General features: G+C 60.0%; 15 protein-coding genes. 9 read left to right on the forward strand and 6 right to left on the reverse strand.

From position 1 onward, the window contains the following. Position 1: 1 nt before the first annotated feature. A complete protein-coding gene (locus ACR0B5_RS15660; protein ID WP_170472546.1) occupies positions 2–1,012 on the forward strand; it encodes an iron ABC transporter permease in 1,011 nt (336 codons plus the stop codon). An 8-nt stretch (positions 1,013–1,020) separates the two neighbouring features. On the opposite strand, the gene ACR0B5_RS15665 is transcribed toward ACR0B5_RS15660, so the two are convergent. Continuing rightward, a complete protein-coding gene (locus ACR0B5_RS15665) occupies positions 1,021–1,776 on the reverse strand; it encodes a response regulator transcription factor (RefSeq protein WP_480541646.1) in 756 nt (251 codons plus the stop codon). After that, entirely contained in the window at positions 1,749–2,939 is a 1,191-nt protein-coding gene (locus ACR0B5_RS15670) for a GAF domain-containing sensor histidine kinase (RefSeq protein WP_480541648.1), read from the reverse strand. The genes ACR0B5_RS15665 and ACR0B5_RS15670 overlap by 28 nt, the downstream gene beginning before the upstream one ends. A 224-nt stretch (positions 2,940–3,163) precedes the next feature. Here ACR0B5_RS15670 and ACR0B5_RS15675 point away from each other — a divergent pair, with 224 nt between their 5' ends. The 6 genes from ACR0B5_RS15675 (at position 3,164) to ACR0B5_RS15700 (ending at position 10,294) form a co-directional block, all read left to right on the forward strand. Then, positions 3,164–4,177 carry a substrate-binding domain-containing protein gene (locus ACR0B5_RS15675; RefSeq protein WP_480541650.1) on the forward strand — a complete coding sequence of 338 codons (1,014 nt, stop codon included), beginning with the start codon at positions 3,164–3,166 and terminating at the stop codon, positions 4,175–4,177. Between the two features lie 4 nt (positions 4,178–4,181). Beyond that, complete coding sequence (locus ACR0B5_RS15680; protein ID WP_170679925.1) at positions 4,182–5,651, forward strand: sugar ABC transporter ATP-binding protein; 1,470 nt, start codon at positions 4,182–4,184, stop codon at positions 5,649–5,651. 1 nt (position 5,652) lies between these two features. Further along, positions 5,653–6,579, forward strand: a complete 927-nt coding sequence (locus ACR0B5_RS15685) for an ABC transporter permease (protein ID WP_480541652.1) — start codon at positions 5,653–5,655, stop codon at positions 6,577–6,579. Further along, positions 6,576–7,550 (forward strand): ABC transporter permease, encoded by a 975-nt coding sequence (locus ACR0B5_RS15690; RefSeq protein ID WP_480541654.1) that lies wholly within the window; start codon positions 6,576–6,578, stop codon positions 7,548–7,550. The genes ACR0B5_RS15685 and ACR0B5_RS15690 overlap by 4 nt, the downstream gene beginning before the upstream one ends. After that, positions 7,547–8,458 (forward strand): SMP-30/gluconolactonase/LRE family protein, encoded by a 912-nt coding sequence (locus ACR0B5_RS15695; RefSeq protein ID WP_480541655.1) that lies wholly within the window; start codon positions 7,547–7,549, stop codon positions 8,456–8,458. The genes ACR0B5_RS15690 and ACR0B5_RS15695 overlap by 4 nt, the downstream gene beginning before the upstream one ends. Before the next feature lie 102 nt (positions 8,459–8,560). Continuing rightward, on the forward strand, positions 8,561–10,294 hold the full coding sequence (locus ACR0B5_RS15700; protein ID WP_480541657.1) for a thiamine pyrophosphate-binding protein: 1,734 nt from the start codon (positions 8,561–8,563) through the stop codon (positions 10,292–10,294). Here ACR0B5_RS15700 and ACR0B5_RS15705 read toward each other — a convergent pair. Further along, entirely contained in the window at positions 10,288–11,166 is an 879-nt protein-coding gene (locus tag ACR0B5_RS15705) for a LysR family transcriptional regulator (protein WP_480541658.1), read from the reverse strand. The two genes, ACR0B5_RS15700 and ACR0B5_RS15705, sit on opposite strands and share 7 nt — an antisense overlap. 116 nt (positions 11,167–11,282) lie before the next feature. Between ACR0B5_RS15705 and ACR0B5_RS15710 the strand changes: the two genes are divergently transcribed. Together ACR0B5_RS15710 and ACR0B5_RS15715 are read left to right on the forward strand one after the other, a co-directional pair. Next, the gene (locus ACR0B5_RS15710; RefSeq protein WP_480541660.1) at positions 11,283–12,833 is read left to right on the forward strand and encodes a proton-conducting transporter transmembrane domain-containing protein; all 1,551 of its coding nucleotides are present in this window, start codon (positions 11,283–11,285) and stop codon (positions 12,831–12,833) included. Between the two features lie 15 nt (positions 12,834–12,848). Further along, positions 12,849–15,254 (forward strand): YbcC family protein, encoded by a 2,406-nt coding sequence (locus ACR0B5_RS15715; protein ID WP_480541662.1) that lies wholly within the window; start codon positions 12,849–12,851, stop codon positions 15,252–15,254. A gap of 42 nt (positions 15,255–15,296) precedes the next feature. Here the strand turns inward: ACR0B5_RS15715 and ACR0B5_RS15720 are convergent, their stop codons facing one another. From ACR0B5_RS15720 to ACR0B5_RS15730, 3 genes are all read right to left on the reverse strand, one after another. Then, positions 15,297–16,442: an iron-containing alcohol dehydrogenase gene (locus tag ACR0B5_RS15720; RefSeq protein ID WP_480541664.1), complete on the reverse strand. Its 1,146-nt coding sequence runs from the start codon at positions 16,440–16,442 to the stop codon at positions 15,297–15,299. Beyond that, positions 16,439–17,821 carry an aldehyde dehydrogenase family protein gene (locus ACR0B5_RS15725; protein WP_480541666.1) on the reverse strand — a complete coding sequence of 461 codons (1,383 nt, stop codon included), beginning with the start codon at positions 17,819–17,821 and terminating at the stop codon, positions 16,439–16,441. The genes ACR0B5_RS15720 and ACR0B5_RS15725 overlap by 4 nt, the downstream gene beginning before the upstream one ends. A 92-nt stretch (positions 17,822–17,913) precedes the next feature. Beyond that, on the reverse strand, positions 17,914–19,275 hold the full coding sequence (locus ACR0B5_RS15730; RefSeq protein ID WP_480541668.1) for a glutamine synthetase family protein: 1,362 nt from the start codon (positions 19,273–19,275) through the stop codon (positions 17,914–17,916). Positions 19,276–19,402 lie beyond the last annotated feature (127 nt).

Below are 19,402 nucleotides of genomic sequence, written 5' to 3' on the forward strand. Positions count from 1 at the left end.
GATGACGAAGACGGGCCAGGCGGTCCTGCTGGGGGCGGTCATTCTGACCGCCCTTTTGCTGCTGTCGACGATCTATGGCACCACCCCGATCCCCTTGGCCGAGGTTTTCACCGCGATTGGGCTGGGGACTGGCGTGACTGAGGGCGACATGTCCCCTCTGCACCGGATCGTCTTTGACCTGCGCCTGCCCCGCGCGTTGTTTGCGGCGGTGATTGGGGCTGGGCTGGGTGTTGTCGGGGTCGTATTGCAGACGACAACGCGCAATGACCTGGCTGACCCGTTTCTCTTTGGCCTCTCGTCCGGGGCTGCTGCTGGTGCCGTTCTCGTCATCACTGTGACAGGCGATGTTCTGGGCATCTGGACCCTGCCGCTTGCGGCCTTTTGCGGAGGCCTGATCGCGTCCGGCATTGTTCTGGCCCTGGTTCAAAGCCTGCGCACCAGCGCGCCGGAAAAACTGATCCTTGCAGGCCTGGCTGTATCCTTCCTGTTTTCGGCCATCACCAACTATCTGATCTTCGCAGGCGACAGCCGCGCCGCGCATTCCGTCATTTTCTGGATGCTAGGCGGCCTTGGTCTTGCCCGGTGGGAGACCTTTCCACTTGTCGTACTGGGGCTAGCCTTGATCCTGGGCTATTCCCTCTATCGCAGCCGCTGGCTCGACGCGCTTCTGACGGGGGATTTCACGGCCTCAACACTGGGTATTCCAGTGCAAGGCCTGCGGTTTCGAATGTTTCTGGTCGCCGCCTTGGCCACGGCCAGCTTTGTATCGGTGGCAGGCGTGATCGGGTTCGTCGGCCTGATGGTTCCGCATATCGCCCGAGGTATCGCCGGAACGCTGCACCGCAATCTGTTGATCACATCTGCCGTCGTCGGTGCCATCCTGTTGACGCTTTCAGACATCCTGTCCCGATTGCTTCTGGCCCCGCAGGAACTGCCGGTGGGGATCGTCACAACTTCGATTGGGTCGCTGTTTGTGTTCCTCTACCTGTTCAAATCCTCACGATCTGACTAGCGTGGCCGTCATCCCAAGTTTTGCCGACGCTCAAGCCAGCTGCCCAGCTCTTTCTCGGCCGAAAAGATGCTCTCACGGTTCAGTATCTGAGAAGTCATGGCCTTTGAAACCGCCCGGACACGCTTGTTGATCGCGATATCGCTGGCATCCACCGGCAAATCGCCCACATCCAGCTTTTCATAGATCGACAGCAGCCGGTTCTGCACCGTCCTCAGGGCCAGCTTACGACGCAGCGCGATGGTCTTGTCGGGCAAACCAAGGGCGAGATCGGATAGGATTGCCAGCTCAACCTCCGTCAGCGCCTCGCCCGAGCGGCTCTGTTCCCGCTGGATCTGGTGGATTTCGCGGTCCACCATGATCTGCGCCTCGATCAGAACGGCGCGCAGGGCCAGATGCATTCGTGAGGGGCTGGCCGTCTTCAAAACATAACCATAGGCGGCCTCTTTCGGAACGATCCGCGCAATGCCGCGCAGATAGGCCTCGTCAGAATAGTTGGACCAAAACAGAATGCGGGTCGCGGGGCGTTCCGACCAAATGGTCCGCGCAGCCTCGATCCCGTTTCGCTCTTTCATGCGCAAGTCCATGACGATGGCTTCAACACAATTCTGTCGGGCCTGCTCTTCCCCTTCCCGGCCGTTCGAGGCGAGGCTCAGGTCGGTCACCTCGGGCAAGGCATCCTGAACCAGCTCCCGCAGGTAGTTCGCGTGCATGGCATCGTCTTCGACCAGCAGAACCTTCATGCCAACACCTCGGTTTTCGGGCATTCAGAAGCCGGCAGGCAGACCGTAATCTCGGTCCCGCCATTGTAGCGGATGTCAAACTGCGCGGCTATCAGCCGGGCGCGGGTGCGCATGTGCGTCAACCCGCCCGAGGCCTGCCGGATTTCAATCGCTCCCATGCTGCGCCCATTGTCCCGCACGCGAAGGCGCAGCCCGTCCTGACATACAATCTCGACCTCGATCCGACTGGCCGAGGCGTGCCGGACCGCGTTGTTGATGGCCTCTTGTGCGATACGGAACAAAGCGATGCGCTTGGTTTGCGGCAGCCGGTCGACCATCCCGCCGGACAGATCACGCACGTCAATCTCGACCCCTTCATCCGGGTCGATCGCGCGTTCAAGATGGGTTCGCACGGCGTGCTGAAAGCCGAACAGCTCCAGCAGCGACGGAATCGAGGTATCGATGATCTCACGCAATCCCTGGATGCAGTTCCTCATACTGCTGCGCAGCCCGTCCAAGTCCTGAGGCGTTTCGCACCGCTCCAAATCCCGGCTGATCCGCGTCATATCGGCCAGAGTCTGATCGTGCAGATCCATCCCTACCCGTTGGCGTTCCAGCTCTAGCGCGTCTGTCAGGCTGAGGGCCCCAAGCCGCAGCCCTTCTTCCCGCGCTTGCACCTCGGTCCGCATGATCGCCTCACGCCGGGCCTGTTCATTCGCACGCAGAGCATAGAAATACGGGGCCAGAATATCCGCAATATTGCGAACCTGTTCGACCGCTTGTTCATCATAGAAATCAAGCTTTTGTGACGAACAGTTCAAGGACCCGATCGTGCGGCCCAGCACTTTCATCGCCACATTCACGCGGCTGCGCATATTGTGTTTGAGGATGGGATCGTAGTCCCCTCCTTCGAACACATATCGCGGGTCCTTCGGGGCGTTTCCGGTCAGCATGTAGTCGCAATCCCCCCGCAGGATATCGCGCACGGGCGAGACCTCGACCGGGGCGCGGGTGCGGCTCCAACTGGTGCGCAGGCCGACCTCATAACTTGTGTTAAGCCGCCCTTCCTCGTCGATCAGGCAGACATCCAGATGGTCAATTTCCAGAATGCGCACAATCTCGGATTTCACTGACCGCAACGCGGATTTGATATCCAGATTGCCCGCCAGATGATTCGAAATCCGTAAATAATAGGCAAGATCGGCCATGTGTTCTCTTTCGCAGCGCCAGCCCGCCGCAACCGGCATGTGCAAGTATATCGACCGGCGGATCAGGTGTCATGCGGGTCGCCGCAGCCTATTTGCGGGAACCCGCAAGGAATGCGCGCGTCCTACTCTTACGCTGTGCGTGCCCTTTAGCGACTTTAGGCACGTCGGCCCCGTCAGGCTGGCACCAAAATCGTGCGGCGCTTGGGCCGCTTTGGGAGGAAAACATGACACTAAAGGCCATATTGCTCGGCGCTGCGGCCGGGTTCATCACCCTGACAGCCCCGGCTGCCGAAGCGGATACATCCGACAAACGCATTGCCCTGTCGAACAACTACGCAGGTAATTCGTGGCGGCAAGCCATGCTGGAAAGCTGGCATAAGAACGGAGATCAGGCCGTCGCGGATGGTGTTGTCGCCGCTGCTGACGCCTTTACGACCTCGGAAAATCAGGCCACTGAACAGGCGGCTCAGATCCAGAACATGATCCTGCAGGGCTATGATGCCATTGTGATCAACGCCGCCTCACCCACCGCAATCAATGGCGCGGTCAAGGCCGCGTGCGATGCGGGTATCACCGTTGTGTCCTTCGACGGCATCGTTCAGGAACCCTGCGCGTGGCGCATTGCGGTCGACTTTCAGCAAATGGGGCGCGAGCAGGTGAAATACCTGGCCGAGCGTTATCCTGATGGCGGCAACCTGCTGGAAATCCGCGGTCTGGCCGGAGTGTTCGTCGATGACGAGATCAGCGCGGGTATTCATGACGAGGTGAAGAACACCAATTTCGAGATCGTGGGCTCGGTCCATGGGGATTGGGCGCAGGATGTGGCGCAGAAGGCCGTCGCCGGTATCCTGCCCAGCCTGCCCGAGATCGTGGGCGTCGTAACCCAGGGTGGTGACGGCTATGGGGCCGCGCAGGCCATCGGGGCCACGGATCGTCCAATGCCGACCATCGTAATGGGCAACCGTCAGGACGAACTTCAGTGGTGGTCAGATGAGCAGGACGCAAACGGGTATCAGACAACCTCTCTGTCGATTGCGCCGGGCGTCAGCACGCTGGCCTTTTGGGTCGCCCAGCAGATTCTGGATGGGCAAGAGGTGCCGAAGGACCTGACCGTGCCGTTCCTGAAAATCGATCAGGCAGATTTGAAGGACGCCCTGAAAACAACGCCCAAGGGCTCGGTCGCCAACGTGGAATACACGCAGGATCAGGCCAAAGACGTCATCGCGTCGGCCCAGTAAGCGCGTGAAGACCGACGAGAATACGGGACCCGGAGCCACCGCCGCTCCGGTCGTCTCTCTGGAGCAGGCCCATCTGTCCTATGGGCCTGTTCTTGCCCTGCGTGGTGCGACGTTGAGCATCAGCGCAGGAGAATGCGTCGGACTGGTCGGCCACAATGGGGCCGGGAAATCCACGCTGGCGAATGTGATCAACGGCCGCCTCACGCAAACTCAGGGCGCCGTTCACCATCGGAACGCAGATCCTGCCCTACGCAACAGTCTAAACGCGCAGAATGCAGGTATTCGTAGCGTGTTTCAGGAGCTGTCGCTCTGCCCGAACCTGACCGTGTTGGAGAACCTGCGTATTCCCTATCGCAACATGCCGCGCAAAGCCTGGCGGCGGGTTGCGCGGCAAAAGATGCTCGACGCGCTGGACCTTGTCTTTCCGGGTCATGGCATCCACGCCCGCGCAACGGTCGGAAACCTGACTATAGCCGAGCGTCAGATGGTCGAGATCGCCATCGCCTTTGCCGACCGCGACCGAGAACCCAGCCTTGTTATTCTGGACGAGCCGACCTCGTCCCTTGACGCCGCCATCGCGCAACAATTGCTGGACCATATCAAACGGTTCTGCGCCAAAGGCGGTGCGGTGCTGTTCATCTCGCACATGATGGGTGAGATTTTCGAAGTCTCGACCCGGATCATCGTCATGAAAGATGGCCAGATCGTTGATGACCAACCTGCCAGCCAATTCACCCGAGCCTCGATCGTGGATGCGATGGGGCATGTCGCGCCAGATGAAGACACCTCGGGCGCCGGGCGGGCAGATCGGACCCTCGGGGCCGAGGTTGTACGGGCGGCAAATGGGCTGAACGCCCGCGCGGGTGAGATTGTCGGGCTGGCCGGGCTTGCAGGTCACGGACAGGCCGAAGCACTAGCGCAAATCTACTTCGACCACGCCCCAAAATGGAAATCCGCGCGCCAGCCCGAGGTGGTCTTTGTCGCCGGAGACCGCGCCCGTGACGGGTTGATGCCGCTCTGGTCGATCATGCGAAACCTCTCGCTGACAACTCTGCCCGAGTTCAGCCAGAAAGTGATGGTGGATCGAAGCGATGAGGCGGACATGGTTCAGACTTGGAAAGACCGTATAGGCATTCGCACAGACAACCTGTTGAACCCGATCCTTTCCCTTTCGGGCGGCAACCAGCAGAAGGTTCTGTTTGCCCGCGCGCTGGCCTCCTCCGCGCCGATTGTTGTGATGGATGACCCGATGCGCGGCGTGGATGTGGGCACCAAGAAAGACGTCTATCAGATGATCCAGGCAGAAGCCGCAAGAGGCCGCAGCTTCCTGTGGTACTCGACCGAGACCGACGAAATCCTCGAATGTGACCGGGTCTTCGTGTTCCGCGCCGGTCAGATTGCAGCCGAGCTGGAAGGTGACGAGATCACCGAGGAGAACATCCTGCACGCCTCTTTCCAGATGCAGGAGGCCTGATATGACCAGCGACCGTTTGCGCCTTTTGCTGCCCGTTCTGTCTCTGGCCGTCCTGTTGGGGGCCGTGTTCTACCTGCAACCCCGCGCGATGAGCTATTTTGGCCTGAACCTCCTGTTCAATCTGGCGATTCCCGTGGCCTTGGCCACCATTGCGCAGATGATGATCATCATGGTCAACGACATCGACCTATCGATCGGCACTTTCGTCAGTTTCTGCGCCTGTGTCACGGCCACATTCGTGCACGACACGCCTCTGCTGGGCTATGGCATTCTGGCCGCGGCGGTTCTGGCCTATGCAGCACTTGGGGCCTTGATCCAACTGCGCGGATTGCCCGCAATCGTCGTGACCCTGGGCATGTCTTTCGTCTGGGGCGGGCTAGCGGTGCTGATCCTGCCCTCACCCGGCGGAGCGTCGCCCGAGTGGTTAAAAACACTGATGAATTTCAAAACCCCACTGGTACCGGTTGCCGTGATTGCTCCGCTGGTCGTGGCCTTTGCCGTGCATCTGTTGATCAAACGGTCCTGGGTGGGCGTGGTTCTTCAGGGTGTTGGCGGCAATGAACGCGCAATGGAGCGCGCTGGTTGGTCGGTCGTCCGCCTGCGGGCCTCTGCCTATGGATTGGCGGGCCTGTTCGGAGTGCTGGCAGGCATGTGCCTTGTCGGACTGACCACTGCGGCGGATGCCAATATCGCGCTGCGCTATACGCTGTTGTCGATTGCTGGCGTGATCCTTGGCGGAGGCGAATTTGTCGGCGGTCGTGTCTCGCCCTTCGGGGCCGTTATCGGGGCGCTGACCCTGACCCTTGCCGCCAGTTTCCTGTCCTTTCTGCGCCTCTCGCCGGATTGGCAGATCGGTGCACAGGGCGCGATCCTGATCCTCGTTCTGGCCGTGCGACTGTTCTTTGTCCGCAAGGAGGTCTCGGCATGAGTGATCAAACCACCCCTGACACCGGACACAATCCCTTGCGGGCACTTGTTCAGAAACCGTGGCTCTGGGCTTATCTGGCCGCAGGGATTACCTTTGTCGCCACCAGTCTGCTGGCCGGGTCCGGGGCGGGGTCGTTACTCTATGCGGCGCTGACCTTTGCCTCCTTCTCGGCTATTGTCGGCATCGGACAGATGCTCGTGATTACGCTTGGTCCCGGCAATATCGACCTGTCTGTTCCAGCCACAATGACATTGGCCGCCACTTTGGCGCTAAAGTTCATGGACACGCAGTCCGCGCTGATCCTGCCCGGCCTGCTGGTTGCAATCGGAATAGGCATCGGTTGCGGGATCGTGAACTTCGCGCTGATCCTGATACTGCGTATCCCGCCCATCATCGCAACTCTGTCCGCCTCGTTCCTGTACCAATCACTGGCGATCTGGTCGAACCGGGGGCTGCGCATCAAACCACCGGAACCCTTGGCCGAGTTCGCCTCGGGCGGGACGTTCGGGGTTCCGAATGTCGCCTGGGTCGGCATTGCGCTGGCCTTCTGTGCATGGCTGCTTTTGGAACGCGCGATTGCAGGGCGGTGGATCTCGGCCATCGGGCAAAACCTACGCGCGGCAAGGCTCAGCGGGGTCCCGGTGAACGCGGTGCGCTTTGGCATCTATGTCAACTCAGCCATTTGTGCCGCCTTGGCGGGGTTTCTGCTGGCCAGCTTCTCGGGCGGGGCCAACCTGAACATGGGCACCGAATACATGCTGATGTCCATTGCAGTCGTCGTCATTGGCGGGTCGTCCATCGGCGGAGGCAATTCGAACGTGCCCGGTATCTGGGGGGCGGCGCTGTTCATGTTTTTGATCGTATCGATGCTGAATTCATACGGTCTGGGCGCCGGAATTCGCCTGATTTTGACCGGGCTTGTGATTGTGGGTGTGGTCACTCTGGCCAGCCGAAAGGGATATAGCGCATGAGTCATTCGCAGACATATGAGGTCATCCGTCCCGTGTTTCGGGACCTGATCCACTCCAACCTCACGCTGGCACGGATCGCGACGGGCCATGTCTGGACCGAGGGGCCGGTCTGGTTTCCCGCACATGAAACGTTGCTGTTCTCGGACATCCCGAATGCCCAAATGTATCGCTGGACCCCGCATGGCGGCACCAGCTTGTTCCGCCAGAACTCAAACTATTCCAACGGCAACACGCGTGATCGCGAGGGGCGGCTGGTGACCTGCCAGCACGCAACCCGTTCAGTGGTGCGGACCGAGCATGACGGACGACAGACAACAATGGCTGACCATCATGATGGCCGCCGATTGAATTCGCCCAACGACGTGATCACCCGTTCGGATGGTTCGATTTGGTTCTCGGATCCGACTTACGGCATCCTCTCTGATCTTGAAGGTCACAAAGCCAAGCCCGAGCAAGACGGCAGCTTTGTCTTCCGCCTTGATCCGGACAGTCCGGAACCCACCATTGTTTCACGCGATTTCGTGCAGCCGAACGGGCTGGCATTCTCTAAAGATGAAGGCCGCCTGTACGTCGCCGAATCCGGCAGCAGCCATGACCCGGACGTTCCTTCTTTACTGAAGGTCTTTGATGTCCAGCCGGACGGCGGGCTTGGCAAACCCAGCGATTTCGCCGCGATTGATAAGGGTCTGCCCGACGGGCTACGCGTAGACCAATACGACAATGTCTGGTGCTCCGCGGCGGACGGGGTGCATGTGTTCTCGCCCGACGGAGAGCTGCTGGGCAAGGTGAAAACGCCCGAGACCGTCGCGAACCTGTGTTTCGGCGGCCCGCGCGGCAATATGCTGTTCATCACCGCAACCACCAGTGTTTACGCAGTTCACGTGAACACCAAGGGCGCTGTAGGATAAGCAAATTCTGGACTTCCGATCCTCGCCTAGACATGGTGGCGATGTGCGCAAACCCCCTCAAAAGGGTTTGCCCGAAACACGCCACCAACGAAGGTCCACCTGATGAACCAACCCCATACGACGCGCATGAATGGCGCGCAGATCATCCTGAAAATGCTGGAGCTTCACGGCGTTTCCCATGTTTTCGGTCTGCCCGGTGAGACAACGATTGGCTGGTACAAGGAATGGCGCGCCAATAGCGGGATCGAGTTCGTGCTGACCCGCGATGAACGCACCGCGGCCTTCGCCGCTGAAGCCTATGCTAAGATCACAGGTCGCCCTGCCGTGCTTGAAGCGCCCAGCCCCGGTGTGACCCATTGCACCCCGGGCATTACTGAGGCGTTCCTCAGCTCGGTGCCGGTGATCTATTTCAGCTCGGACATTCCGATCAATCAGGACAAAAAGCACGGTCTGACCGGCGTCGATCAAACTCGGCTCTATGACAGTATCTGCAAGGAAAGCTTCGTACTGACCAATGCGCGCGATATCCCGTTCCTGATACGCAGGGCCTTTCGCGTTGCAACCTCGGGCCGTCCGGCGCCGGTTCATATCCGTGTGCCGATCAACATTTTTGGCGAAGAGGCCGACATCATCGACCTGTATGCCGAACCGGACTACAGCACCTATCCCGCGCACCGACCGGTCGCGGATCACAGCAAGATCCGCGCTGCAATCGACGTGCTGTTGGCGGCGCAAAAACCTGCGATTGTCTGTGGCCAGGGCGCGCTGATCTCACAAGCCTCGGATGCAATCCTTGAACTGGCTGAACGGCTGCAAATCCCGGTCGGCACCACCACGCCCGGCAAAGGCACCATTCCAGAGGATCATCCATTGGCCCTGCGCGTCATCGGTGGCCGTGGAGGTATGGAGTATTCGAACCAATACTTGCTCGAGGCCGACACAATCTTCTTCATCGGCTCGAATACCGACAGCGCCGGAACGGATCACTGGAAACTCTATGGCGATCCCTATACCAAAACCTTCCTGCACCTTGATATTGCAGAGGCTCATGTCGGAAACACCTTCCCGCTGAAGGTTGGCCTTGTTGGTGATGCCCGCGCAACGATCGAATATATGGTTGAAATTCTTAAGGCTGAGCATCCCGGCCTTCAGCGGACGCCACTGGATTTGAACCCCATCAAACAAACCGCGCTGGACAAGGTCTTCAACTCGAACATCCCGATGCCAGAGGGTACGATCTCACCGGTCAAGCTGTCTCAAGTGTTGGACCGGATCATGCCTGATGACGCGGTTGTCACGTCTGAGCCCGGCGTCAGTGCGATTTACCCTTCGGCGCTGCTGACCTTCCGCAAACCGGGGCGGCGCTACATCACCAACTACTCGATGGGGGCGCTGGGATATTCGGTGCCTGCCGCAGTTGGCGCGATCTACGCCCATGACGGCCCGGTCATTTCCTTCACCGGAGACGGATCGTTCGGGTTCGTCATCGGCGATATGGAGACCCTCAAGCGCAGCGGCAAGAACATCACCGTTATCCTGACCCGCAACGACACGTTTGGCTGGATCAGAGGTGAGGCGATCCTGCTCGACGATGTGGATGAGCCTTGGACCACCGATTTCGGGCGTGTCGACTATTGCAAAGTGGCCGAAGGGTTCGGCTTCAAAACCGCCCGGATCACCTCTGAAGCCGATATTGAACCCATTCTGTCAGACGCCATCGCCAATCCGGGCGCGAATTTCATCGAGATGATGGTGCCCTCACAAGACAAGATCATCCCCTTCGTTCCCAATTGGGTTCGCGTGGCCCGCGCAAAGAACCTGCCTCACTTCTATTGAGGCAGGCTATAGGTCAGCAACTCCCGCACCAGCGGATTGGGAAAGCGACGTTTGAAGGTGACGGCGTGAAAGCTTTCCTTGATGCGGGGATGTTCCTCGGCCTCAACCAGACGGCCCGAGGACAGCTCATCCTGCACAACGATCGGGGCTACAAGTGCAAGCCCGATATCCTCACGCGCGAGCAGGCGCATCATGGCCATATCATCCACTTCGGCCGCGATCTGAGGCCGGACTGACATGCGGCTGGCCATCGAATCAAACGCGGTGCGGACGCTGTTATTGGTGGTGGGCAGGATAAAGGGCTGCTCCTCCAACAGTTCCCGGATCGGGCGCTTTGGATCCAGTCGCGCCGGCGTGCCGACGATGCTGACGGGCTGTTCCGCAAGATGATGCGTTTCAAAACTGGTCAAGCTGTCACTGGCGGGCTCATGATTCATGAGAACCAGATCGAAATTCAGCGTCTCCAGCCCCTCAAGCAACTCGCTGGGATTGCCTGATCGCAGGATCACCTCGACATCTGAGCGCGCCAGCATCGGGCGCAGAAAGCCGATCTGAAAGTTCCGCGACAAGGTCGCCTGCGCACCAACCCGCAGCGCAGTACGTGCGTTGCCCTCATCCTGCAGAGTGGCCACAAGTTCTTGTCCTGTCGCGAAAATTGCATCCGCATGGTCCAGCGCGATACGCCCGGCCTCGGTCAGATGCAGCTTGCGCCCGCGACGTTCAAACAGGGGATGACCCAGCCGTTCCTCAAGCTCTTTGATCTGAACGGACAGCGCGGATTGCGACAGGTTCAGCCGCTGGGCTGTCCGGGTCAGATTGCCATCATGGGCGACCGCCCAGAAGTAACGTAGGTGATGATAGTTAAGCGGCATACCGTTCTAAATAATAGAACGCAATCTCCATAACAATGTATTTTTCATACTGACGAAGGCGCAATATGTCCTGCTCAACCGGCCAAATCAGGCTGGACTCACAAGGAACGCGCATCATGACCTACCTGTTTCTACCCTTGCTTAGCCCTCTGATCTTGCTGGCATCGGCCTACTATGCCAGCCGCAACCCGGGACTGCGGCCAAACCACGTCGTCAGGCTGTCGGAATGGGCTGCATTGGCGGCTTTCGGAGGCGCTGCGCTGTCGGCCCTGATGCTGGTTCTTAACGGCTCCGGCACCTCGGGGTTGATCGGGGTCTGGGGCGTTGGCCTTTCCGTGCGGCTTGACGCGGTCAGCGCCATCATGCTGGTTCTGGTCAGCTTCATCGGATGGGTCGTTATACGTTATTCGGCTACCTATATGGATGGCGAGGCCCGTCAGGGTGCGTTCACCGGCTGGATGTCGGCAACACTCGCCTCGGTTCTGTTGTTGGTGATGTCGGGCAACCTGATCCAATTGCTCGCTGCGTGGATTGCGACCAGCCTGCTGCTGCACCAATTGTTGCTGTTCTACCCCGAGCGGACCACCGCCCGAAGGGCAGCGCGGAAAAAGGCCGTTGTGGCGCGTATCAGTGAAGGCGCGCTAGCCCTTGCGGTAGTCCTGTTGATCTCAACCTATGGCACCACGGACATTGCCTCGATCCTGTCTTCGGCTGAACCCAACGGGCTGACCATCGCCGCCGCGCTGCTGATTGCGCTGGCCGCCATCATGGCCTCGGCCCAGTTCCCGGTCCATGGGTGGCTGACCGAGGTGATGGAGGCCCCGACCCCCGTCTCGGCCCTGCTGCATGCGGGCGTCATCAACGCCGGCGGGTTCCTACTGATCCGATTTGCCGACGTGATGCTGGCCGCACCGGGCATCATGGCGCTGCTGGTGATGCTAGGCGGGTTCACCGCGCTATTCGGCGGTCTGGTTATGCTGACACAACCTGCAGTGAAGACCTCGCTGGCGTGGTCGACCATTGCGCAGATGGCCTTCATGATCATGCAATGCGGGCTGGCCCTGTTCCCGCTGGCGCTGCTGCACATCGTGGCGCATTCGCTCTACAAAGCGCATGCTTTCCTCAGCGCGGGTGAGGCCGTGCGCAACGTGGCCGCAATCCGCAGGCCCGGTCCAGTCGCGGTTCCAAGCGCGCGGAACGTTTTGCTGGCCTTTGCCACCGGCATCCTGATCTACGGCATCGTCGCCATGACCTTTGGCGTAGACGGCAAATCCGTTCAGGCGATTGCCCTTGGCGTGATCCTGATCTTCGGCGTCGCCTATCTGCTGGCGCAGGGCTTTGCTGATGCCGCACCCGGCGCGTTGACCCGCCGCACTGTTGTCTATGCTGGCGTAACCTCGATCAGCTACTTCGTCCTGCAGATCATCGCCGTGTACTTGACCAAGGGCACCCTGCCCGCTGCGCCCGCGCCCGGGCCGTTGGAGTGGACGTTGATCATTCTCGCCCTGATCAGCTTTGGCGCGGTCGCTCTGGCACAATCGACCTTCCCGCTATGGGCCTCGCACCCGGCGGCGGCTGGTATTCGGGTGCATCTGTCAAACGGGCTTTATGCCAACGCAATCTTTGACCGGCTGCTGGACGGATGGTCCAAGCGCCAAACCGTGTAAGAGGGGTTTCTCAAGATGTATATGAAGCACGAAAGCTATCCCGCCGCCCTTCTGGAACTGGTCGCGTTGGCCAATGACGCGGTGCGTCAAATCCCGCCGCTGTTCCCGCTTGCCTCCAACGTCGCGGTGAACCCGTTTCTGGGACAAACGCAAGAGACGCTGGCCGTGACCTCCGCCCGGCTGGCGCGGGTTGCAGGCACGCGGATCACACCGGACCGGACGGTACTTGCGCAGAAACTGGCAAGCGGAGAGATTTCTGAGGCCGATCTGCGGGAGGCCCTCGCCAGTGTCGAAAGCCGCTTTGACGCACCCAGTTTCGAAGATCTGCAAGCTGCGCTTGGGTCCGAGACCGCGAAGCTGTCCCCCCTGCCCACGGTTGCCGATCTGGCCGCCGAGGTCTCCGGCATCGACTGGCCGGGTCTGATTGACGAACGGATCGGAGCCTGGGCCGCCAGTCATTTCGATCAGGGTCAGGCCCTATGGCAACCCAACCGCACAGGCGGTGCCTACAGTGCGTGGCGTGAGTTCGCCTCACGCGATTTGACCCCGGAAATCCACGGCCTGAAAGGGTTCGGAGCTTTTGTCGCTGGCACCAACCGCTCGCAATGGCGGGCGATTGGTCGCGCCTCTGAGGCTCTGGGTGTCACCCCTGAGGCGGCCAGCACGGCCTTCCATCGCTGGCTGATGACACTGGGCGGATGGGCGCAATATGCCCGCTATCTGCTGTGGCAGGCTGAATTGGAAGGGCAGACGGATACAAGCACCACCGAACTGCTGGCCATTCGCATGGTATTCGAAGAGGCTCTGTTTGGTCTTTACCACGATCAGATTGCCGATCGCTGGGCTGAAACCATTGCCCGGCATGAGGCCCCCATCACCCCGACCCGCGATCTGGTGATCGACGCGGTGCTACAGGACGCCTCGGAGCGCGCGCAACAACGCAAACTGGCACAAACCCTTAGCGCCCGTCAGCCGCGGATGGTCGAAGGCCGCCCCGAAGTGCAAGCGGCGTTTTGCATCGACGTCCGCTCCGAAGTCTTCCGCCGCGCGCTGGAATCGCAGGACAGCGGGATCGAGACCATTGGTTTTGCGGGATTCTTCGGCCTCGCCAGCGCCCACAAAGCAGCCGGTTCCGACGTGACCGAAATACGGGGGCCAGTCCTGTTGAACCCCAACGTATGCTCCCACGCGGCCGAGGGCGCGCAGGCTGACCTGAATCGCCGCTACACCGCACGGGCCAAACGGGCCTGGGGCCGGTTCAAACTGGCCGCCGTCTCCTCATTCGCCTTTGTCGAGGCAACAGGGCCCGTCTATGCGGGCAAACTGCTGCGTGATGCTCTGGGCAAGGGCCACGGCGCCGCGAAGTTCGACCCCGCGCCGAAGCTTGACGACGGGATCGACCTACCTGCACGCGTCGCCTCGGCCAAGGCCATCCTTGGGGCGATGTCTTTGACCAGCAACTTTGCTCGTATCGTGATGCTGGCCGGTCATGGCGCGGATGTGACCAACAACCCCCATGAAAGCGCCCTGCAATGTGGCGCATGTGGCGGTCATGCCGGTGACGTCAGCGCCCGCCTTCTGGCCGGGTTGTTGAACGATCATGCGGTACGTGAAGGGCTGCGCGCCGAGGGGATTGACATCCCGGCGGACACGCTGTTTCTGGCGGCGATGCACCACACTACGACCGACAAGGTCTCTCTGTTCGATCAGGATCAGGCGACGGGTCAGTGGGCCGCGCAGATTGCACAGCTGAAAAACTGGCTGACCTCGGCCGGACAGCTGGCCCGGTCTGAGCGTGCCGCGCGTCTGCCGCGTGCCAAGGGGGCCAATGACATCGCCCGCCGCGCCACCGATTGGGCTGAGCTGCGCCCCGAATGGGGTCTGGCCGGATGCCGCGCCTTCATTGCCGCGCCGCGGTCCCGGACTGTTGGCACGGGTCTTGCGGGCCAGTCCTTCCTGCACAGCTATGACTGGCGCGCGGATGAGGGCTTTGGCGTGTTGGAACTGATCATGACCGCCCCGGTCGTGGTCGCCAGCTGGATCAGCCTGCAGTATTACGGCTCGACCGTCGCGCCTAGCCTGTTCGGTGGCGGCAACAAACTGTTGCACAATGTGGTCGGCGGCATCGGTGTTGTCGAAGGCAATGGCGGCGCGCTGCGCCCCGGCCTACCTTGGCAATCCGTGCATGACGGAGAGGCGTTCCAGCACGATCCGCTACGGCTGTCGGTCATCATCGAGGCCCCACGAGAGGCGATGAACGACATCCTCAGACGCAACGAAACCGTGAAAGAGCTATTCGACAATCGTTGGCTGCACCTGATCGCCATGGATGAAAACGGCGATCTGGCCTGGCGTTACACCAAGGATCTGGAATGGGTCGCGATGGCGCGTGCCGAGATCAGCGCCATGGCGGCTGAGTAACACTTAGGAGGCCCGGCAAGGAAACTCGCCGGGCCGTCTCACCTAAAGCGCGGCGTGGAACAGCTGCGTCAGGTTCTCTTTCGTCAGCTCAATCGGATTGCCCCCGCAGGAGGGGTCAATGATCGCGCCTTCGACCAGTTCCGGAATCCGATCTTCGGTCACGCCCAGTTCCGACAGCTGACGCGGGATCCCAAGCGCATTGTTGAATTCCTGAACGAAGCTCTGGAATCCGTCGAAGCCGCCCTCGATACCCAGATAAGCGGCAGCCTGTTGGAACCGATCCGCAATGGCGGGTGCGTTGAACTCTAGCACCGCGGGCATACAGACCGCGTTGGTCGTACCGTGATGGGTGTTGAACACTGCGCCAATCGGATGGCTCATGGCGTGAATCGCACCGAGCCCCTTTTGAAACGCGGTCGCCCCCATCGCCGCCGCGCTCATCATCTGCGCGCGCGCCTCAAGATCAGTGCCATCCGCATAGGCGCGCGGCAGATAGTCCTTGACCAACCGCATCCCCTCCAGCGCGATGCCTTGGCTCATTGGGTGGTAATGCGGGCTGGAATAGGCCTCGACACAATGGGCAAAGGCGTCCAGCCCGGTGCCTGCGGTGATGAATTTCGGCATGCCCACAGTCATTTCCGGGTCGCAGATCACCACGGTCGGCAAAACCTTCGGGTGAAAGATGATCTTCTTGGCGTGGGTCTCGGAATTGGTGATGACACTGGCACGCCCCACCTCGGACCCTGTTCCGGCCGTGGTCGGCACCGCAATGATCGGCGCAATCACATCCGTATTCGCGCGGGTCCACCAATCGCCGATATCTTCAAAATCCCAAACCGGCCGCGTTTGACCCGCCATGAAGGCAACCATCTTGCCAAGATCCAGTCCCGAGCCGCCGCCGAAGGCAATTACCCCGTCATGACTGCCGGCCTTGTAGGCCGCGACACCGGCATCAAGGTTCTTTTCATTCGGGTTCGGGTCCACATCGCTGAACATACCCCGACCCAGCCCGGCGGCCTCAAGAATATCCAGCGTCGCCGTGGTAATCGGCAAATCGGTCAACCCCTTGTCCGTCACCAACAGGGGGCGCTTCATCCCTGCCGCCGCACAGGCCTCGGGCAATTCCTTGATGCGGCCAGCACCGAATTTGATCGCGGTCGGGTAGGACCAGTTTCCAACAAGGCTCATGATGTTACCTTCTTCAAATGGTAGGATTTTGGACGGGTCAGGTTATGATACCCGATGACCGACAGGCCACCACCCCGCCCTGTATTCTTGCAGCCGGTCCAGCATAGACCCGGGTCCAGATAATCCGCCCGGTTCATGAACACAGTGCCGGTTTCGATCTGATCCCCCACCCGCGCAGCCCGGTCCACGTCACGGGTCCACAGGCTGGCGGTCAGGCCAAATTCGCTGTCATTCATCAGAGCGATGGCCTCTTCGTCAGAGGACACTTTCATAATCCCCACGACCGGCCCAAAACTCTCATCCCGCATCACGCGCATATCATGGGTGACATTGGTCAGAATCTGAGGCGTCAGATAGGCACCACCGTCATCCTCAGCGAATGTCTCGATATGGGCAACCGCGCCATCCGCTACAGCCTCGGCAATCTGAGCACGCACTTCATCGGCAAAGCGCACATTGGCCATCGGACCCAGCGTCGTCTCCGGGTCCAGAGGATTACCCAGCTTGTAGCCCTTCACAATCTCGACCGCCTTTGCAACAAAGTCGTCGAAAAGACTTTCATGCACATAGATCCGCTCTATCCCGCAACAGCATTGACCCGAGTTGAACATCGCCCCGTCGATCAAGGTATCCACCGCGGCATCCAGATCGGCATCCTCCATGACATAGCCCGGATCTTTCCCGCCCAGTTCCGTGCCCACGCCCGTAAAGGTCCCCGCCGCCGCGTGCTCCATGGCCCGACCACCACCGACCGAGCCAGTGAAGTTCACGAAATCAAACGCATTTCCTGCAATCAGATCATTGGTCACATCGTGGCTGAGGAAGACATTCTGAAACACATCCTCGGGCACACCGGCCGCGTGGAACGCCTGCGCCATCCTTTCACCCACCAATAGCGTCTGAGTGGCATGTTTCAGGATTACAGTATTCCCAGCAATCAGCGCCGGAGCCACCGTGTTGATCGCCGTCATATAGGGATAGTTCCAGGGGGCCACCACAAAGACCACCCCTTGCGGAACGCGCTTAATGTACCGCCGAAACGTCTCATCCTCGCCCACGGCAATATCGGCCAAAGAACGCTCGGCAATCTCCGCCATATGGCTTGCGCGTTCATTGAACCCACCAAACTCGCCACCGTAGCGCACGGGCCGACCCATCATATGGGCAAGCTCCGGCACGATCTCATCATTCATCGCACCAACAGCTGCCACACCGGCCATTACCAGATCAACTCGCTCCTGTAAGGACCGCGCCGCCCAAGCCGCTTGCGCGGCGCGCGCCCGAGCCGCCACCTCAAACGCCGCGTCCCGAGATAACACCTCTCGCTCCGCAAAAACCGACCCATCAATCGGCGAGACACACTTCAACATCTGCCCCATAGTCACTCCATTTCCAAAAAATCAGGGTCCCTGCTTCATCTGGCTAAAAATATCCCGGGGAGCGGGAGGGGCTGGCCCCTCACTCCCGTCCTTTACGCGCGCTCAAACCCACGGGCAACTTCCCAATCGGTTACCACACGCGCAAATTCTTCGATCTCCACCTCAGCGGCCCGGGCGTAGTGATCGACCACCTCATCCCCCATGGCGGCTCGCAACATGGCCGAGCCGCGCAAAGCGCCAAGTGCCGCACTAAGATTGCTGGGGATCATCCCCGTATCGCCCTGGTAAACGTCGCCGGTTGCCGCAGGTTGCAATTCCAATCCTTCCTCAATGCCGGCAATTCCCGCCGCCAGCATACCGGCCATCGCCAGATAAGGGTTCATGTCAGAACCGGGGATCCGGCATTCCACCCGAATGGCCTTGGTCCCATCTCCACACAGACGGAAGCCAGCCGTGCGATTATCGACCGACCAGATAATCCGCGTCGGCGCAAAGGTGCCCTTCATGAAGCGTTTGTAACTGTTGATGTAAGGGGCCATAAAATACGTGTAGTCCGGGGCGTATTTCAACAGGCCAGCCAAGTAGCTTTTCATCACATCCGACATGCCAAGCGGATCGCCTTCATCATAGAAAGCAGCCGCGCCGTCTTTCCATAGGGATTGATGCACGTGGCTGGAGCTGCCGACCTTGTCGTGATGCCATTTCGGCAGGAAGGTCGCCGCATGACCACGCTGCCAGGCGATCTCTTTCACCGCATTCTTGGCGATCGAGTGGTACTCGGCCGTGTCCATCGCAGGCGCGTATTTGATGTTCAGCTCTTCTTGCCCGGTTTCGGCCTCACCTTTCGAGTTCTCAACCGGTATCCCCGCATCCCACAGATGGTTACGGATCGGGCGCATCACATGCTCTTCCTTGGTGGTCTGGAGGATATGATAATCCTCGTTGTAGCCGGAAATCGGCTCGAGATCGCGAAAGCCGTTTTTGCGGATTTCGTCGAAACTCTTCTCGAAAAGGAAAAACTCCAGCTCTGTCGCACACATCGCCTCATAGCCCATGGCTTTCAAGCGGTTGACCTGCGCCTTCAACATCGCCCGAGGCGCATGCGGCACCTCTTCATGCGTGTGATGATCGAGAATATCGCACATCACCATAACAGTGCCTTCAAGCCATGGCACCGGGCGCAGGGTCGAAAGATCGGGCTTCATGACATAGTCGCCATACCCCCGCTCCCAACTGGTCGAGGCATAGCCGTCCGGTGTGCCCATCTCAAGATCAGTGGCCAGCAAGTAGTTGCAGCAATGGGTTTCTTCCCACGCGCCCGCAACGAAATGACCCGCGTGAAAGCGCTTGCCCATCAGACGGCCCTGCATGTCAACAAAGCACACCAGAACGGTATCTACTTCACCCGCTGAGACCTGCGTTTTGAGATGTTCGAATGTAAGTGTCGCGGTCATTCTGCCCCCTCCTTCAAATTCCTGATGGCGGGCCACAGCAACGCCAAAATCTCAAATGCTACCGTGGCGACCTGTGACCGCGAACGCAACAGATCATTGCGACGTTTCGGTATGAGATTTCACAATC

It is taken from the genome of Ruegeria sp. AG1, assembly GCF_056541705.1.

Coding starts and splice junctions, on each gene's coding strand:
- ACR0B5_RS15685 (WP_480541652.1), top strand. CDS start 5,653: ATGACCAGCGACCGTTTGCGCCTTTTGCTGCCCGTTCTGTCTCTGGCC.
- ACR0B5_RS15720 (WP_480541664.1), bottom strand. CDS start 16,442: ATGAGCCTTGTTGGAAACTGGTCCTACCCGACCGCGATCAAATTCGGT.
- ACR0B5_RS15700 (WP_480541657.1), top strand. CDS start 8,561: ATGAACCAACCCCATACGACGCGCATGAATGGCGCGCAGATCATCCTG.
- ACR0B5_RS15695 (WP_480541655.1), top strand. CDS start 7,547: ATGAGTCATTCGCAGACATATGAGGTCATCCGTCCCGTGTTTCGGGAC.
- ACR0B5_RS15730 (WP_480541668.1), bottom strand. CDS start 19,275: ATGACCGCGACACTTACATTCGAACATCTCAAAACGCAGGTCTCAGCG.
- ACR0B5_RS15715 (WP_480541662.1), top strand. CDS start 12,849: ATGTATATGAAGCACGAAAGCTATCCCGCCGCCCTTCTGGAACTGGTC.
- ACR0B5_RS15670 (WP_480541648.1), bottom strand. CDS start 2,939: ATGGCCGATCTTGCCTATTATTTACGGATTTCGAATCATCTGGCGGGC.
- ACR0B5_RS15660 (WP_170472546.1), top strand. CDS start 2: ATGACGAAGACGGGCCAGGCGGTCCTGCTGGGGGCGGTCATTCTGACC.
- ACR0B5_RS15675 (WP_480541650.1), top strand. CDS start 3,164: ATGACACTAAAGGCCATATTGCTCGGCGCTGCGGCCGGGTTCATCACC.
- ACR0B5_RS15710 (WP_480541660.1), top strand. CDS start 11,283: ATGACCTACCTGTTTCTACCCTTGCTTAGCCCTCTGATCTTGCTGGCA.
- ACR0B5_RS15725 (WP_480541666.1), bottom strand. CDS start 17,821: ATGGGGCAGATGTTGAAGTGTGTCTCGCCGATTGATGGGTCGGTTTTT.
- ACR0B5_RS15705 (WP_480541658.1), bottom strand. CDS start 11,166: ATGCCGCTTAACTATCATCACCTACGTTACTTCTGGGCGGTCGCCCAT.
- ACR0B5_RS15665 (WP_480541646.1), bottom strand. CDS start 1,776: ATGCCCGAAAACCGAGGTGTTGGCATGAAGGTTCTGCTGGTCGAAGAC.
- ACR0B5_RS15690 (WP_480541654.1), top strand. CDS start 6,576: ATGAGTGATCAAACCACCCCTGACACCGGACACAATCCCTTGCGGGCA.